The sequence below is a fragment of the Stenotrophomonas sp. YJH_SMC_138 genome (genome assembly GCF_059369855.1).
The window spans coordinates 547,451-564,471 of record NZ_JCAFTB010000001.1 but is presented as its reverse complement, the minus strand read 5'-3'; the positions used below and the strand labels follow the sequence as shown (position 1 = coordinate 564,471).

Annotated in this window: 13 protein-coding genes; 3 read left to right on the top strand and 10 right to left on the bottom strand. The window is 67.7% G+C overall.

All coding sequences use genetic code 11. The features are described 5' to 3' along the window. Positions 1-71 precede the first annotated feature (71 nt). Together AC5P7I_RS02450 and AC5P7I_RS02445 are read left to right on the top strand one after the other, a co-directional pair. Positions 72-1,202: an efflux RND transporter periplasmic adaptor subunit gene (locus tag AC5P7I_RS02450; RefSeq protein ID WP_032958176.1), complete on the top strand. Its 1,131-nt coding sequence runs from the start codon at positions 72-74 to the stop codon at positions 1,200-1,202. A gap of 4 nt (positions 1,203-1,206) precedes the next feature. Continuing rightward, on the top strand, positions 1,207-4,368 hold the full coding sequence (locus AC5P7I_RS02445) for an efflux RND transporter permease subunit (RefSeq protein ID WP_262088120.1): 3,162 nt from the start codon (positions 1,207-1,209) through the stop codon (positions 4,366-4,368). A 593-nt stretch (positions 4,369-4,961) separates the two neighbouring features. On the opposite strand, the gene AC5P7I_RS02440 is transcribed toward AC5P7I_RS02445, so the two are convergent. Next, positions 4,962-5,867, bottom strand: a complete 906-nt coding sequence (locus AC5P7I_RS02440; RefSeq protein ID WP_014648342.1) for a LysR family transcriptional regulator — start codon at positions 5,865-5,867, stop codon at positions 4,962-4,964. Between the two features lie 117 nt (positions 5,868-5,984). Between AC5P7I_RS02440 and AC5P7I_RS02435 the strand changes: the two genes are divergently transcribed. After that, a complete protein-coding gene (locus tag AC5P7I_RS02435; protein ID WP_262088119.1) occupies positions 5,985-6,758 on the top strand; it encodes an SDR family oxidoreductase in 774 nt (257 codons plus the stop codon). Between the two features lie 141 nt (positions 6,759-6,899). Here the strand turns inward: AC5P7I_RS02435 and leuB are convergent, their stop codons facing one another. The 9 genes from leuB to ilvC form a co-directional block, all read right to left on the bottom strand. Further along, positions 6,900-7,961, bottom strand: coding sequence for a 3-isopropylmalate dehydrogenase (gene leuB / locus AC5P7I_RS02430; protein WP_053496221.1), 1,062 nt, complete (start codon positions 7,959-7,961; stop codon positions 6,900-6,902). Continuing rightward, complete coding sequence (leuD, locus tag AC5P7I_RS02425) at positions 7,951-8,529, bottom strand: 3-isopropylmalate dehydratase small subunit (protein WP_005410953.1); 579 nt, start codon at positions 8,527-8,529, stop codon at positions 7,951-7,953. Before leuD ends, leuB begins: the two co-directional genes overlap by 11 nt. Continuing rightward, entirely contained in the window at positions 8,529-9,947 is a 1,419-nt protein-coding gene (gene leuC, locus AC5P7I_RS02420) for a 3-isopropylmalate dehydratase large subunit (RefSeq protein WP_032958185.1), read from the bottom strand. The genes leuD and leuC overlap by 1 nt, the downstream gene beginning before the upstream one ends. A 60-nt stretch (positions 9,948-10,007) precedes the next feature. Continuing rightward, positions 10,008-10,787, bottom strand: coding sequence for a class I SAM-dependent methyltransferase (locus AC5P7I_RS02415; RefSeq protein WP_032958187.1), 780 nt, complete (start codon positions 10,785-10,787; stop codon positions 10,008-10,010). 10 nt (positions 10,788-10,797) lie between these two features. Further along, the gene (locus AC5P7I_RS02410; RefSeq protein WP_111206940.1) at positions 10,798-12,384 is read right to left on the bottom strand and encodes a 2-isopropylmalate synthase; all 1,587 of its coding nucleotides are present in this window, start codon (positions 12,382-12,384) and stop codon (positions 10,798-10,800) included. Continuing rightward, positions 12,381-13,472 carry a threonine dehydratase gene (locus AC5P7I_RS02405; RefSeq protein WP_049420878.1) on the bottom strand — a complete coding sequence of 364 codons (1,092 nt, stop codon included), beginning with the start codon at positions 13,470-13,472 and terminating at the stop codon, positions 12,381-12,383. The genes AC5P7I_RS02410 and AC5P7I_RS02405 overlap by 4 nt, the downstream gene beginning before the upstream one ends. Positions 13,473-13,568: 96 nt before the next feature. After that, a complete protein-coding gene (locus tag AC5P7I_RS02400) occupies positions 13,569-13,820 on the bottom strand; it encodes an ACT domain-containing protein (RefSeq protein ID WP_014648335.1) in 252 nt (83 codons plus the stop codon). Beyond that, complete coding sequence (gene ilvG, locus AC5P7I_RS02395) at positions 13,804-15,540, bottom strand: acetolactate synthase 2 catalytic subunit (RefSeq protein WP_014648334.1); 1,737 nt, start codon at positions 15,538-15,540, stop codon at positions 13,804-13,806. The genes AC5P7I_RS02400 and ilvG overlap by 17 nt, the downstream gene beginning before the upstream one ends. Positions 15,541-15,579: 39 nt before the next feature. Continuing rightward, on the bottom strand, positions 15,580-16,554 hold the full coding sequence (gene ilvC / locus AC5P7I_RS02390) for a ketol-acid reductoisomerase (RefSeq protein ID WP_014648333.1): 975 nt from the start codon (positions 16,552-16,554) through the stop codon (positions 15,580-15,582). Positions 16,555-17,021: the final 467 nt, after the last annotated feature.

Here is a 17,021-nt window from a genome sequence, read left to right as displayed (position 1 = left end):
GGTTTATTAAATTGGGCCGGCAGTCGCGGCTCCCCCTTAGTTGCAACCCTGCGTTTTCAGGACGTTGACCGATGAAGATCGTGCGCTGGATGGGCGGTATGGTGTGGATGGCTGCGCTGGCAGCCTGTTCGGGACAGGAACAGGCGCCCCAGGCGGCCGTTCCGGTGCTGGTGGTTCACCCTGGCGAGCAGGCCGGGCAGGCGCCGGCGGCGTTCCCGGGCACGGTGCGTGCGCGGCAGGAAAGTCCACTGTCGTTCCGCGTTGGCGGCAACCTGGTCAAGCGCCACGTCGATGCCGGGCAACGGGTGAAGAAGGGCGACGTGCTGGCCGAGCTGGACGTGGCCGACTTCGCGCTGCAGGCCCGCGCCTCGCAGGCGCAGCTTGCTGCGGCCGAAGCCGATCTGGTGCGTGCCCGTGATGATCTCAAGCGCTACCAGGTGCTGGCCGACCAGCAGCTGGTCAGCCGCTCGCAGCTGGACCAGCAGTCCGCCGCCTTCAAGGCCGCGCAGGGCCAGGCCAACGCCGCCCGCGCCAACCTCGATGTGCTGCGCAACCAGGCCGACTACGCACAGCTGCGCGCGCCGTCCGATGGCGTGATCGCCAGCCGCGAGGCCGAAGCCGGGCAGGTGGTGTCGGCCGGCCAGACCATCTTCAACCTGGCCGCCGATGGCGGGCGCGAAGTGCTGATCGACCTGCCCGAGGCCACCATCCGCGACTATGCGGTGGGCCAGCCGGTCGAGGTGGAGCTGTGGAACCGTCCTGGCCAGCGCCTGCCAGGCACGATCCGCGAGATCGCCGCTGCCGCCGATCCACAGGCACGCACCTATGCAACCCGGGTCAGCCTGCCCGCCGATGCGCTGGCCGATGTCGAACTGGGCCAGAGCGCGCGCGTCTACAGCAGCGCCGGCCGCCACGGCACCCTGCAGCTGCCGCTCGGTGCGCTGCAGCGCGGTGCCAACGGTGCCGCCAGCGTGTGGGTGGTCGATCCGGCCAACAGCACGCTGAAGGCCGCGTCGGTCACCACCGGTGCCTATGGCAGCGAATCGGTGCCGGTGCTGTCCGGCGTGAATGCGGGTGACTGGGTGGTCGCTGCCGGCGGACACCTGTTGCGTGCCGGCCAGCCGGTGATCGCCGTGGACCGCCAGAACCGCCCGGTGCTGAAGCCGGCCACGCCGGCCGCTGCCGCCAAGGCCAAGGAGTAAGCCGGTGCGCCGCTTCAATCTTTCCGAGTGGGCGTTGTCCAACCGCCCGCTGGTGCTGTTCGCGATGCTTGCCTTCGCGCTGATCGGCGCATGGTCGTACGAGCATCTGGGCCAGTCCGAGGATCCGCCATTCACCTTCAAGGCGATGGTGGTGCGCACGCTTTGGCCGGGCGCCACCGCCGAACAGGTCTCGCGGCAGGTGACCGAGCCGATCGAGAAGGCGCTGATGAACACCGGCGAGTACGAGTTCATCCGCTCCTATTCGCGCCCCGGCGAATCGCAGGTCATCTTCATGGCGCGCGACAGCCTGCGTTCCAGGCAGATCCCGGACCTGTGGTACCAGGTTCGCAAGCGCGTGGGCGACATCCGTGCGACGCTGCCGCGCGAGATTGTCGGCCCGTTCTTCAACGATGAGTTCGGCGACACCTACGGGAACATCTATGCGTTGACCGGCAAGGGCTTCGACTACGCGGTGATGCGCGACTACGCCGACCGCATCCAGCTGGAACTGCAGCGCGTACCCGATGTCGGCAAGATCGACCTGGTCGGCCTGCAGGACGAGAAGGTGTGGATCGAACTGTCCAACACCCGGCTGGCAACGCTGGGTGTGTCGATGCAGCAGGTGCAGCAGGCGCTGGCCGACCAGAATGCGATCACCGGCACCAGCTTCTTCGAGACCGCCACCGATCGCGTGCAGCTGCGCGTGACGGGCCAGTTCAACGACATCGACGCCATCCGCCAGTTCCCGATCCGTGCTGGCGACCGCACCGTGCACCTGGGCGACATCGCCGAGGTCAAGCGTGGCTTCGCCGATCCGGCGTCGCCGAAGATGCGCTTCATGGGCGAAGAGGCGATCGGCCTGGCGGTGGCGATGAAGGATGGCGGTGACATCCTCAAGCTGGGCGCCAACCTCGACGCCGAGTTCGAGCGGCTGCAGAAGACCCTGCCGGCCGGCATGCAGCTGCGCAAGGTGTCCGACCAGCCGCAGTCGGTGGAGGAGTCGGTTGGCGAGTTCGTGCAGGTGCTGACCGAAGCGGTGGTGATCGTGCTGCTGGTCAGTTTCTTCTCGCTGGGCCTGCGCACCGGCCTGGTGGTGGGCGTGACCATTCCGCTGGTGCTGGCGATGACCTTCTTCGTCATGCATTACTTCGACATCGGCCTGCACAAGATTTCGCTGGGCGCACTGGTGCTGGCGCTGGGCCTGCTGGTGGACGATGCGATCATCGCGGTGGAGATGATGGCCACCAAGATGGAGCAGGGCTTCGATCGCCTGCGCGCGGCCAGCTTCGCCTGGGAATCGACCGCGTTCCCGATGCTGACCGGCACATTGATCACGGCAGCCGGCTTCCTGCCGATCGCCACGGCGGCATCGAGCACCGGTGAATACACCCGTTCGCTGTTCCAGGTGGTGACCATTGCACTGGTGGTGTCGTGGATCGCAGCGGTGCTGTTCATCCCGTACCTGGGCGACAAGATGCTGCCGGACCTGTTCAATCCGCAGCCGCCGAAGCCCGGCAGCCTGTCCGCGCGTTGGCTGGCCAAGCGCCAGCAGTGGGCCGACCGCTATCCGCCGCTGGCCAACCTGATCGCACCGCCGCAGCATGGGCACGACCACGATCCCTACCAGCGCCCGTTCTACCGCAGCTTCCGGCGCTTCCTCGACGCCTGCCTGCGCCGCCGCTGGTGGGTGATCGCCGCGACCGTCGCCCTGTTCGTGTTCTCACTGATGATGTTCCGCTTCGTGCCGCAGCAGTTCTTCCCGGACTCGACCCGGCCGGAACTGATGGTGGACATCGAGCTGGCCGAGGGGGCGTCGCTGCGCTCGACCCAGGCCCAGGCCGAGAAGCTGGAGAAGCTGCTGTCCAGCCGCGAGGGCATCGCCAACTATGTGTCCTATGTGGGTACCGGTTCGCCGCGCTTCTACCTGCCGCTGGACCAGCAGCTGCCGGCGACCAACTTCGCCCAGTTCGTGGTGCTGGCCAAGGACATCAAATCGCGCGAAAGCACTCGTGACTGGCTGCTGCACGAGGTGATTCCGAAGTTCCCGGACGTGCAGATGCGCGTGACCCGCCTGGAGAACGGCCCGCCGGTCGGTTATCCGGTGCAGATGCGCATCTCCGGCGAGCACATCGAGAAGGTGCAGGCGATCGCGCGCCAGGTCGAGGCCAAGGTGCGTGAGAACCCGCACGTGATGAACGTCAACCTGGACTGGAGCGAGCCGAGCAAGGTGGTGCGGCTGGTGATCGACCAGGAGCGTGCCCGCGCGCTGGGCGTGAGCAGCGCCCAGGTCAGCCAGTTCCTGGCCAGTTCGCTGGCCGGCCAGTCGGTGAGCGTGTATCGCGAAGGCAACCGCCAGATCGAGATGCTGCTGCGCGGGCCGGCCGATGAGCGCAACCAGCTGGAGCTGCTGTCCAGCCTGTCGATGCCGACCGCCAACGGCGGCAGCATCACGCTGTCGCAGGTGGCGACGATGGAGTACGGCTTCGAGGACGGCATCATCTGGCACCGCAACCGGTTGCCGACCGTGACCGTGCGCGCCGACATCAGCGATGGCATGCAGGCGCTGGACGTGGTGCACCAGATCGTGCCCACGCTGGATGGCATCCGTGCCGAGCTGCCCAGCGGCTACCTGCTGGAAACCGGCGGCACCGTGGAGGACTCGGCGCGCGGGCAGAACTCGATCAAGGCCGGCATGCCGCTGTTCCTGGTGGTGGTGGCGACGCTGCTGATGCTGCAGCTGCGCAGCTTCTCGCGTGCGGCGATGGTGCTGGTGACCGCGCCGCTGGGCATCATCGGTGCGACCCTGTTCCTGCTGCTGTTCCGTGCGCCGTTCGGCTTCGTCGCGCTGCTGGGCACGATCGCGCTGGCGGGCATGATCATGCGCAACTCGGTGATCCTGATCGACCAGATCCAGCAGGACATCGATGCCGGGCATGATCGCTGGCATTCGATCATCGATGCCACGGTGCGCCGCTTCCGCCCGATCGTGCTGACCGCGCTGGCGGCCGTGCTGGCAATGATTCCGCTGTCGCGCAGCGCGTTCTATGGCTCGATGGCGATCTCGATCATGGGTGGTCTGATCGTGGGTACGGTGCTGACGCTGGTGTTCCTGCCGGCGTTGTACGCGGCGTGGTTCCGGGTGAAGCCGGACGAATCCGGGGCGTAATGCCCCGGGTTCTGCGGCTGCACCCATCCACGCATGGCGTGGATGGATCTGCTCGCGGAATCTGCCTTCTGTAGAGCCGAGCCATGCTCGGCTGCGCTATGCGCGATGATGGGATGAGTCGAGCATGGCTCGACTCTACAGAAGCACCCACGCATGACGTGCATCTACAGCAGCGGATCGTTGCCCTGGTAGGTGCCAACCTTGGTTGGCACTGCAGCATGCATCCACGCATGGCGTGGACTGATCTGCTCGCGGGATCTGCTTTCTGTAGAGCCGAGCCATGCTCGGCTGCTCTTCGCTCTTCGCTCTTCGCGCGATGATGGGATGAGTCGAGCATGGCTCGACTCTACAGAAACATCCCCGCATGGCGTGGATCTACCGCAACTGGTCCTTGTCCTGGTAGGTGCCAACCTTGGTTGGCACTGAAGCATGCATCCACGCATGGCGTGGACTGATCTGCTCGCGGGATCTGCTTTCTGTAGAGCCGAGCCATGATCGGCTGCTCTTCGCTCTTCGCTCTTCGCTCTTCGCGCGATGATGGGATGAGTCGAGCATGGCTCGACTCTACAGAAGCACCCGCGCATGACGTGGATCTACTGCAGCTGCAGGCCGATCCGCAGCACTGGCAGCAGCCACTCGACGAACACCTGCACGCGCAGTGCACGGTGTTGCCGATGCGGTTGCAGCAGGGTCACCGGCAGCGGCTGCGCCGCGTACTGCGGCATCACCTCCACCAATGCGCCTGACTGCAGCTCGGCCTGCACGTCGTAGCGCGGAATCTGCAACAGCCCCAATCCCGCCACGCAGCACGCGATCGAGGCCTCGGCGCTGTTCACGCGTACCCAGCCGGGCATCGGCAGCGTGCGCAGCTGGCCGCCATCCTGCCATTCCCACGGTTCCACCCGTGCCGTGGTCGGCGATGCGTAGTTCACCGCGCGGTGCTGCTGCAGGTCGGCAGGGTGCTGCGGCATGCCGTGCTCGCGCAGGTAGGCCGGCGCGGCCACGTTGACGAAGTCGAGCTGGCCCAGCGTGCGCGCCACCAGGCTGGAATCGCCCAGCTGGCCGACCCGCAGCACGGCATCGCAGCCGTCTTCGATCAGGTTCACCGCGCGGTCGGTCATGCCCAGGTCCAGTTCCACCTGCGGGTAGCGCGCGAAGAAATCCGGCAACGCCGGGGCGATGATGCGACGGCCGATGCGGCTGGGTACGTCGATCTTCAGCAAACCGGCCGGTTGCGCGTCGTCCTGCCGGAACAGCGACTCGGCGTCTTCAACCTCCGCGATCAGGCGCAGGCAGCGGGCATGGAACACGTCGCCGTCATGGGTGGTGGATACCCGTCGGGTCGAGCGCTGCAGCAGGCGGGTGCCAAGCCGCTGTTCCAGCTCGGCAATCGCCGCCGAGACGGTCGAGCGGGGCAGGCCGAGCTGGTCGGCGGCGCGGGTGAAGCTCGCGCACTCCACGACCCGGGTGAAGATGCGGAAGCGATCGATCCGGTCCATTGTTCGCTGGCTCTGGAAAGTTAAGTCAATGTGGCGGGCTTTATCCGCTTTTTCTGCACGATATCGTCGTCAGGGCAGGGTTGCCACCCCGGGCAGCCCCCTCCCGAGACCGAAGCCATGACCGAGCATTCCCTCAAGGGCAAGACCGTGCTGATCGCCGGTGGCGCCAAGAACCTGGGCGGCCTGATCGCCCGCGACTTCGCCGCACAGGGCGCCAAAGCCATCGTCATCCACTACAACAGTGCCGCCACCCAGGCCGATGCAGAAGCAACCGTTGCCGCCGTGCAGGCGGCCGGCAGCAGGGCGGTGGCCCTGCAGGGCGACCTGACCTCGGCGGCAGCGATGGAGCGCTTGTTCGCCGATGCCGTGGCCGCAGCCGGCCGTCCCGACATCGCCATCAATACGGTCGGCAAGGTATTGAAGAAGCCGCTGCTGGACATCAGCGAAGCGGAGTACGACGAGATGAGCGCGGTCAACGCCAAGGCGGCGTTCTTCTTCCTCAAGGAGGCCGGCCGCCACGTCAACGACGGCGGTCGCATCTGCACCCTGGTCACCTCGCTGCTGGGTGCGTTCACGCCGTTCTATTCCAGCTATGCCGGCACCAAGGCGCCGGTCGAGCATTTCACCCGCGCGGCGTCAAAGGAGTTCGGTGAGCGCGGCATCTCGGTGACTGCGATCGGGCCGGGCCCGATGGACACGCCGTTCTTCTACCCGGCCGAGAGTGCCGATGCACAGGCGTACCACAAGACCGCGGCCGCGCTCTCGGCGTTCACCCGTACCGGCCTGACCGACATCGCCGACATCGTGCCGTGGATCCGCTTCCTGGTCACCGATGGCTGGTGGATGACCGGGCAGACCATCCTGGTCAATGGTGGGTACACCACCAAATAATGCAGCCGCGCATGGCGTGGATCTGCTGCGCGACATTCGAACGATCCACGCATGGCGTGGATCTACAGTAGAGCCACCCCATGGGTGGCTGCGCACAATGACCAAAGGCAGAGGCGCCACGCATGGAGTGGCGCCATCGGATCAGTTGAGTTTGGCCAGCACCGCATCCGTGGCGGCGGCGGTACTCACGGCCTGGCCCTTGGCGGCCAGGTCGGCAGTGAACACCCCATCATCCAGCACCGCGTGCACCGCCGCTTCCACTGCTGCGGCTTCGTCTTCCAGCCCCAGCGAATGGCGCAGCAGCATCGCCGCACTGAAGATCGTTGCGTAGGGATTGGCGATGCCCTTGCCGGCGATGTCCGGGGCCGACCCGTGGATCGGTTCGTAGATGCCGACCGCACCCGGCTCACCCAGCGAGGCCGAGGGCAGCAGGCCGAGCGAGCCGGCCAGCATCGAGGCTTCGTCGGTGAGGATGTCGCCGAACATGTTCTCGGTGACGATCACGTCGTACTCGCGCGGCTTGGCCAGCAGGTGCATGGCCATCGAATCGACCAGTTGGTGCTCCAGCGCCACCTCCGGGAACTCCTCGCGGCCGATGCGCGCGGCCACGTCGCGCCACAGGCGCGAGGTTTCCAACACGTTGGCCTTGTCCACCGAGGTGACCTTGCCACGCCGCTGCCGGGCCAGGCGGAAGGCACTGCGCAGCACGCGCTCGATCTCGGCCACGGTGTAGCGGCACAGGTCGCTGGCACTGTCGGCATCGCGGGTCTTGTCGCCGAAGTAGATGCCGCCGGTCAGTTCGCGCACCACCACGAAGTCCACACCCTGCAGCAGCTCGGCCTTGATCGGCGAGGCGTGCAGTGCGGCCTCATGGGTGCGCACCGGGCGCAGGTTGGCGTACAGGCCCAGCGCCTTGCGGATCGCCAGCAGGCCCTGTTCCGGACGCACCTTGGCGTTCGGGTCGGACCACTTCGGGCCACCGACTGCGCCCAGCAGTACCGCGCTGGCGGCCTGGCAGGCGGCCAGGGTCGACGCCGGCAGCGGTTCGCCGTGGCGGTCGATGGCGATGCCGCCGATGTCGTGCTCGCTGAAGGTGAAGCTGTGGTTGAAGCGTTCGGCGACGGCCTTCAGGACGGCGACTGCCGCGGCGGCCACTTCCGGGCCGATGCCATCACCGGGCAGGACAACAATTTCAGCGTGCATGCTCACTCTCGTAACGTTCGATTTCAGGGACACGGCCCAACAGATACCCCAACTGGTCGACACCTTCCAGCAGGCAGGTCTGCGAGAAGCCGTCCAGCGGGAAGGAATAGACGCGGCCGTCCGGCGTGCGCAGTTCGCGCGCGGCCACGTCGATGGTCAGCTCATCATCCGGGCGCTGCATCAGCGCCTGCACGTCGGCCTCGTCCAGCACGATCGGCAGCAGGCCGTTCTTCAGCGAGTTGCCACGGAAGATGTCGGCGATCTCGCTGCTGACGATGGCGCGCAGGCCCAGGTCGGTCAGCGCCCACGGTGCATGTTCGCGCGACGAGCCGCAGCCGAAGTTGCGACCCGCCAGCAGGATGCTGCGGCCGGCGTTGTGCGGCTGGTTGAAGGCGAAGTCGGCCACCGGTGAACCGTCGGCCTGCCAGCGCCAGTCATTGAAGGCGTTGCGGCCCAGGCCGGCGCGTTCGGTGGTGGACAGGAACCGCGCCGGGATGATCTGGTCGGTGTCGATGTTGGTCTGGCGCAGCACCACGCTGGCCGAGGTCAAGGTACGGAAACCGGCCATCACGCCACCTCCTGTGCGAACAGCTCGCGGGTGTCGGCGACATGCCCGTTCACCGCGGCCCACGCCGCGCTCATCGGTGAGGCCAGCAGGGTGCGCGAACCGGGACCCTGGCGGCCTTCGAAATTACGGTTGCTGGTACTCACGGCCAGTTGCCCGGGCGCGACCAGATCACCATTCATGGCGATGCACATCGAGCAGCCCGGCTCGCGCCATTCGGCACCGGCCGCGCGCACGATCTCATGGATGCCTTCGGCCTCGGCCTCTCGCTTGACGATCTCCGAGCCCGGCACCACCAGCATGCGCACCCGGTCGGCGACGCGACGACCGCGCAGCACCTGCGCCACCTCACGCATGTCACTCAGGCGGCCGTTGGTGCAGGAACCGACGAACACCACGTCCACCGGCGTTCCGGCCAGCGCCTTGCCGGCCTGGAAATGCATGTAGTCCAGGCCCTTCTGTGCGGCGGCATCGTTGGCGGCCGGGATCGGCGCATCCACCGCGATGGCGGTACCCGGGTGGGTGCCCCAGGTCAGGGTCGGGCGGATATCGGCGGCGTCGATGTGCACTTCGCTGTCGAAGCGCGCGCCGTCATCACTGCGCAGCTGCTGCCAGCGCGCCACCGCAGCCTCGAAATCGGCGCCCTTTGGGCCGCGCGGGGTGTTGGCGACGAAGTCGAAGGTGACCTGGTCCGGCGCCACCATACCGGCACGCGCACCCGCTTCGATCGACATGTTGCACAGGGTCATGCGCTGTTCCATGTCCATCGCTTCGATGGTGCTGCCGCGGAACTCGATCACGTGGCCGGTGCCGCCATTGACGCCGATCACGCCGATGATGTGCAGAACCACGTCCTTGGCGCCGACACCCGGCGCCAGCGGCCCATCGACGGTGATCGCCAGCGTCTTCGCCTTGCGCTGCAGCAGGCATTGCGTGGCCAGCACGTGGCCGACCTCGCTGGTGCCGATGCCGAACGCCAGCGAACCGAAGGCACCGTGGGTGGAGGTGTGGCTGTCGCCGCAGACGATGGTCATGCCCGGCTGGGTGAAGCCCTGCTCGGGCGCGATCACGTGGACGATGCCGCGGTTGTCCGAGGCCATGTCGAACAGCTCGATGCCGTGCTCGGCGCAGTTGCGCGCCAGCGTGGCGACCTGTGCCTCGGAGGCGGCGCTGGCATAGGGCAGCGTGCCGTCCGCGGCGGCCGGCAGGGTCGGCGTGGAGTGGTCCATCGTCGCCTTGGTGCGGTCCGGCCGGCGCGGCGACAAGCCGCGTTCGCGCAGTTCGGTGAAGGCCTGCGGCGAGGTCACCTCGTGGATCAGGTGCAGGTCGATGTACAGCACGGCGGGCGCGCTGTCGGATTCGGGAACCACCACGTGGGCGTCCCACAGTTTGTCGTACAGGGTGCGGGGTGCGGAAGTCATGCGTATGCCTGGCAGAAGTACGAAATAGCGAACATCAGTAAGGAAAGCGGAACGGTCAAGTCAGCGACGGCGGGCGAGCACACGCAGGCGCACGTAGTCGGCCAGCGGCTGGCCAGATGCGTCACGCGGCAGCTCGGCCAGCAGTGCGGTGGCCGCCTCGCGCACGGTGGCGCGGGCCTCGGCCGGCAGGTCGTCCAGCAGCGGTGCGGCGAATACCCGCAGCCAGCCGGCCACGCCGGTCGGCAGTGCGGTCGGGCGCGGCGTGCACTCGATCAGTTGCACCTGGAAGCCATGCTGGCGCAGGCGATCGGCGTAGGCGTCGGCCGTCGGGAAGTACCACCGGAAGGTGCTGGCGCCATGCCCGTGGGCCACGCGCGCGGCCTGCACGGCCGCGACGATCGTGGCCACGTTGCCGTGGCCGCCGAACTCCGCGACGAAGCGGCCACCGGGGCGCAGGGCGCGGCGCACGCCTTCCAGCACGCGGTCCGGAGTCGTCATCCAATGCAGTGCCGCATTGCTGAACACCGCATCGAACTCGCTGTCGAACGACAGTGCGTGGCCGTCCATCAGCTGGGCGTCGACGCCGCGCGCACGGGCGGCGATCACCAGTTCCGGCGAGGCATCCACGCCGTGGATGCGCGCACCGCTCAGGGCCAGTTCGGTGCTGAGTACGCCATCGCCACAGCCCAGGTCGAGGATGCGCTCACCGGCGCGCGGGTCGAGCAGGCGCGATACCGCACCGCCGAGCAGCGGCACGAAGCCGGCATCGATCGCATAGTCCTGGGCGTTCCACTGCTGGCCAGCGGCGCTGGCCGGGGTGGGGGTGTCGAAGGCGCTCATGGTGGGATCCTCAGGCGGTGGCGGAAGCGGGAACGTCGGTGCTGCTGTGGACGGCGGCCTGACGCTGGCGCAGCAGGCGGTTGGCCACATCCAGCCAGGCCAGCGCGGAGGCTTCGATGATGTCCTTGCTGGTGCCGGTGCCGTCGTACTCCACGCCGTCATGGCGCACACTCAGGTTGGCTTCGCCACGCGCATCGGCACCGATGCCGACGCTGTGCACGTGATAGCTGTCCAGCATCAGCTGCACGCCGGTGGCGGCCGACAGCGCGCCGAACAGCGCATCGACCGGGCCGTCGCCCTGCGCGGTCTCGGCCACACGGTTGCCATCCGGGTCGGACAGTTCGACCAGCGCGTTGGCGCGGCTGCCGACGTCGCTGATGGTCATCGAGGCCAGGCGGTAGCCCTGCGCGTTGGAGCCGCCCTGCATCAACGTCTGCAGGTCGGCATCGGTGACCACGCGCTGCTGTTCGCACAGGCCCTTGAACTGCTCGAACACCAGCTTCAGTTCGTCTTCGTCCAGCCAGAAGCCCAACGCACGCAGGCGCGCTTCGACGGCGGCGCGGCCACTGTGGCGGCCCAGCACCATCTGCGAATCTTCCCAGCCCACGTCTTCCGGACGCATGATTTCGTAGGTGCCGCGGTGGCGCAGCATGCCGTGCTGGTGGATGCCCGATTCATGGGCGAACGCGTTGGCACCGACGATGGCCTTGTTGCGCTGTACCGGCATGCCGACCAGACGCTGCAGCAGCTGCGAAGTGCCGACGATGCGTGGGGTGTTGATCGAACTGTCCTGTTCGTAGAAGGCCTGGCGGACCTTCAGCACCATCGCGATCTCTTCCAGCGAACAGTTGCCGGCGCGCTCGCCGATGCCGTTGATGGTGCACTCGACCTGGCGTGCACCGCCTTCGATGGCGGCCAGCGAGTTGGCCACCGCCAGGCCCAGGTCGTTGTGGCAGTGCGCGCTGAAGATCACGTTGGCCGCGTTCGGCACGTCGGCGACGCCGGCGATGACCTGCTGGAACATCGCGCGGATTTCTTCCGGCGTGGTGAAGCCGACGGTGTCGGGCAGGTTGATGGTGGTGGCGCCGGCGGCAATGGCCACGCGCGAAACCTCGATCAGGTAGTCCAGCTCGGTGCGGGTGGCATCCTCGGCCGAGAACTCGACGTCGTCGATGTAGGAACGGGCCAACGAGACGTGCTTGCGTACCGACTCCAGCACCTGCTCGCGGGTCATCCGCAGCTTGTGCTCGCGGTGCAGCGGGCTGGTCGACAGGAACACGTGCAGGCGCGGGTTGGCTGCCGCTTCCAGTGCACGTGCGGAGGTCTCGATATCGGCCTGCAGGCAGCGCGACAGCACCGCCAGGCTCAGGCTCGGGCGGCGCAGTTCGCGGCCGATCATCGCCATCGCCTCGCGGTCGGATTGCGAGCTGGCCGGGAAGCCGGTCTCGATGATGTCCACGCCCAGTTCGTCCAGCGCACGCGCCATCACCAGCTTCTGCGGCGGGCTCATGCTGCAGCCGGGGGACTGCTCGCCGTCACGCAGGGTGGTGTCGAAGATGCGGATGCGCGGGGTGGTAATTCGTTCGATGGTGGTCACAGGGAAATCTCCTCGACAGCGGGTGCGACGGCTTGCAGGGGGGAAGGGGAAGAGGCGGGGGAGGCGAGGGCGCTGGCCTTGGTCGGCGAGCGCGGGGTTTCGCTGCGCCGTCGCCGCGGTTTGCGTGGCGGGCGCGGACGGATGTCGGTGAGCAGGCCGGCCAGGACACCGGCATCGATGTTGCCGCCGGACACCACCGCACACTTGCGGCGGCCGGCGACGCGGCGGCCGGCCGCCAGCGCCAACGCGCCCGCGCCCTCGGCGATGATGTGTTCCTCCAGCGCAAGCCGGACCAGCGTTTCGCGCAGTTCGGCCTCGCGCACGATCACCACATCGTCCAGCAGCGAGGTGCACAGGCGGCGGGTCAGGAAGCCGGGAATCTTCACCCGCACGCCGTCGGCCAGAGAGGCAACCGGGGCGATCTCGCGCACGTCGCCGCGGATCGCACGTGCCATCGAATCGACGCCTTCCACCTGCGCGCCAATCACGCGCACGCCCTGCGATTTCAGCGCCAGTGCAACGCCGGAGGCCAGTCCACCGCCGCCGATCGGCACGATCACCACGTCCGGCGCGTGTGCGGCCAGCTCGATGCCGACCGTGCCCTGGCCCGCGATCACATCGGCGTCGTCGAACGCGGACAGGAAGCGGTAGCCGTGTCGCTGTGCCAGTTCGACCGCGAAGGCGTAGGCCTCGTCGTAGCTGGTGCCGTGCTGGCGAACGGTCGCGCCCCAGTGGGCGACGCCGGCGATCTTGGTGGCCGGTGCGCCATGCGGCATCACGGTGATGGCCGGCACGTCCAGGCGGTAGGCCGCCCACGCCACGCCCTGGGCATGGTTGCCGGCCGAGGCGCAGATCACCGGCCGGGTATCGCCGCGCTCGCGGCCGGCCAGCAGCGCGTTCAACGCGCCGCGTACCTTGTAGGACCCGGTGCGCTGCAGGTTCTCCAGCTTCAGCCAGGTGCCGAAGCGCTCGGCATGGTGCAGCGGGGTAGGCGGCAGGAAGCGGCGCAGCCGGGCCTGCGCCGCCAGTACGTCGGCGACGCTTACGTCGCCGACATCGCTTTCCTGGCTGGCATCAGCGGCCGGCATGGGCCACCAGCGCGGTGCGGGCGACCGCCGCATGCGGGCACGGGCGGCGAAGAAGACGCCTCCGTACCGGCACCGTGGTCACTACGGTACGGGTGTTCATACGGATGCTCCTTCCACGGCAGTGACCTGCACGGACACGCAGTCGTAGATCTTCTCGATCTGCCGGCACAGCGTTTCCGCCGGGCGCTGGCCATCCACCACCAGCTGCAGGTGCCAGCGGCCATCGTCGTCGGCCACCGGCGCACCGCTGATCGCGCGCGGTGCGAAGCCGCGGCGTTCGGCCATGCCGATCACGCGCAGCAGCGCGCCTTCGGCCGGGTGCAGCACCAGGTCAAGCCGGTATTGCATTGGGGGTCTCCTGGCGGGCATGGGCGGGGTTGCTTTCCAGCATCGTGCTGTTGGCGGTGTTCGGCGGCACCAGTGGCCACACGTTGGCACGTGCATCGATGGCCACGTGCAGCAGGGCCGGGCCCGGTTCGGCCAGCAGCGCGGCCAGGCCGCCTTCCACGTCGTCGCGGTTGTCGATGCGGGTGGCGGCGATGCCGAACACCTGTGCCAGCGCCACGAAGTCCGGGTTGTCGGACAGGTCGATCTCGCTGTAACGCTCGGCGAAGAACAGTTCCTGCCACTGCCGCACCATGCCCAGCGAACTGTTGTCCAGCAGCACGATCTTCACCGGCAGGCGGCAACGCGCGATGGTCGCCAGCTCCTGCACGTTCATCATGAAGCTGCCGTCGCCGGACACCAGCACCACGGTGCGCTCCGGGCATGCGAACTGCGCACCCATCGCCGCCGGCAGGCCGAAGCCCATGGTGCCCAGCGCGCCACTGGTCAGGTGGTTGCGCGGGTGGTTGAAGCGGCAGTGCTGCGCCACCCACATCTGGTGCTGGCCGACATCGCAGGCGATCACCGCATCGGCCGGGGCCAGCTCGCTCAGGCGCTTCAGCAGCGCCGGGGCGTAGATGTGCTGGCCCGGTGCGTCGTAGCGTGCCGAGAAGCGGTCGCGGTGCTGCGCGCAACGCCTGCGCCACGCGTCCTGATGGGCCTTGGGGGAGGGGAAGGCCGCACGCAGGGCACGGATGGCATGGCCGACGTTGCCAGGCACGGCGACATCGGCGCTGCGCAGCTTGGAGATCTCGTAGGCGTCGGCATCGATATGGACGACGCGGGCGAACGGTGCGAACTCGGCCAGCTTGCCGGTGGCGCGGTCGTCGAAGCGTGCACCCAGCACCAGCAGCAGGTCGCTTTCCTGCACCGCCATGTTGGCCGCGCGGGTACCGTGCATGCCCAGCATGCCCAGTGACTGCGGATGGCTGGCCGGCAGCGCGCCCAGGCCACGCAGGGTCATCACGGTGGGGATGGCGCTGGCTTCGACGAAGTCGCGCAGGTCCTGCACCGCATCGCCCAGCGCGATGCCGCCACCGGCGTAGACCACCGGCTTCTCGGCGGCTGCCAGTGCGGCGATGGCTTCGGCGATGGCCGCTTCGGCCGGCGCAGGTGGCGGCTCGACGCTGCTCGGCACGTGCGCCGGCAGGTGGCTGGCATCGGCCAGCTGCACGTCCTTGGGCAGGTCGATCAGCACCGGGCCGGGCCGGCCCTCGCGGGCGACACGGAAGGCATCGGCGACCACGCGCGGCAGGTCGTCGACGCTGCGCACCAGCCAGCTGTGCTTGACGATCGGCATGGTCAGGCCGAACACATCCAGTTCCTGGAAAGCGTCAGTACCCAGCAGCGGCGTGGCGACCTGGCCGGTGATGCAGACCATCGGCACCGAATCCAGCATCGCATCGGCAATGCCGGTGACCAGGTTGGAGGCGCCCGGGCCGGAGGTGGCCACGCAGACGCCGACCTGGCCGCTGGCGCGGGCGAATCCATTCGCCGCCAGTGCGGCACCCTGCTCGTGGCGCACCAGGATGTGCTTCAGCGACGAATCCACCAGCGCGTCGTAGAACGGCATGATGGTGCCGCCGGGATAGCCGAACAGCGTGCGGATGCCTTCGGCTTCCAGCGCCTGGGTCAGCCAGCGCGCGCCGTTGGGCGGCGCGCTGCGGTGTGTGGAAGAGTTCATGGGGGAACCTTGCAAAGCGGGTGGGGGAGGGCCGCGCGGTTACGCGGCCTGTCCTTGCAACCAGACCATCTTGGCGCGCAGTTCCTTGCCCACCTTCTCGATCGGGTGCTCCAGGTCGGCCTGCTTGAACCGGTTGTAGTTCGGCAGGCCCGCTTCGTACTCGGCCACCCAGTTCTTGGTGAAGGTGCCGTCCTGGATGTCCTTCAGCACTTCCTTCATGCGCGCCTTGGTGCCGGCGTCGATCACCCGCGGGCCGCTGACGTAGTCCCCGTACTGCGCGGTCTCGGAGATGAATTCCAGCATGCGCGAGATACCGCCTTCATAGAACAGGTCGACGATCAGCTTCAGTTCGTGCAGCACTTCGTAGTAGGCGATCTCCGGCTGGTAGCCCGCTTCGACCAGGGTCTCGAAACCGGCCTGCACCAGTGCCGAGGCACCGCCGCACAGCACCGCCTGCTCGCCGAACAGGTCGGTCTCGGTCTCTTCCTTGAAGGTGGTCTGGATCAGGTTGGCGCGTGCACCGCCGAGGCCGGCCGCATAGGCCAGTGCGTACTCGGCCGCCTTGCCGCTCTTGTCCTGGTAGACCGCCCAGATGCAGGGCACGCCACGGCCGATCTCGTACTCGCGGCGCACCAGCGCGCCCGGGCCCTTGGGCGCAACCAGCACCACGTCCAGGTCGTCGCGCGGCCTGATCATGTCGAAGTGCACGTTCAGGCCGTGCGCGAACAGCAGCACCGCACCCTGCTTCATGTTCGGCGCCAGCACGTCGTCGTAGAGCTTCTTCTGCACCATGTCCGGGGTCAGCACGGCGACCAGGTCCGCATCCTTCACCGCGTCGGCCGGTGCTTTCACGGTGAAGCCGTCGGCCTGTGCCTTGACTTCGGTCGGGCCGCCCGGACGCAGGCCTACCACCACGTCGAAGCCGGATTCGCGCAGGTTCAGTGCGTGGGCGCGGCCCTGGCTGCCGTAGCCGATGACGGCGATCTTGGTCTGGGGCAGGTCGTTGGTGCTCATGGGGGAGGTTCCTTGCGGTGGGAAGAAAAAAAGAACGGCCGGTCGTCGAGGTGACGTACCGGCCGGTCAGGGGAAAGCGGTGGAGGAGGCACCATGCGCCGCGCAGGCACAGCCACCACGAGGCGTGGCGGCGGTGTGGGTCCGGGTTTTGCGTTGGGCGTTGTGCATGGTGGTTGCGTCTGAAACCAGGTTCTGAAATGAAAAAACCCGCACCGGGGCGGGTGCGGGTTTTTGAAGAGTTCCGGTGTATTCGTTGCTTACACGCTGGCTCGTCCCGCACCTGTTGGTTGGGTAATAAGTACGAGCACAAGAATCGAACGCAGCGAGGCGGCGCCGATGTCGGCGGCTTCGTTGTGGGTTCGCGGTGGCGTGTTGTGATGCAACATGTGATCGAGAGAAACACAGCCGTTTTGGCGATGTCAACCCTCGCGACGGAATTCTTGTTGGTTTCCGTTGCATCCGGCGCA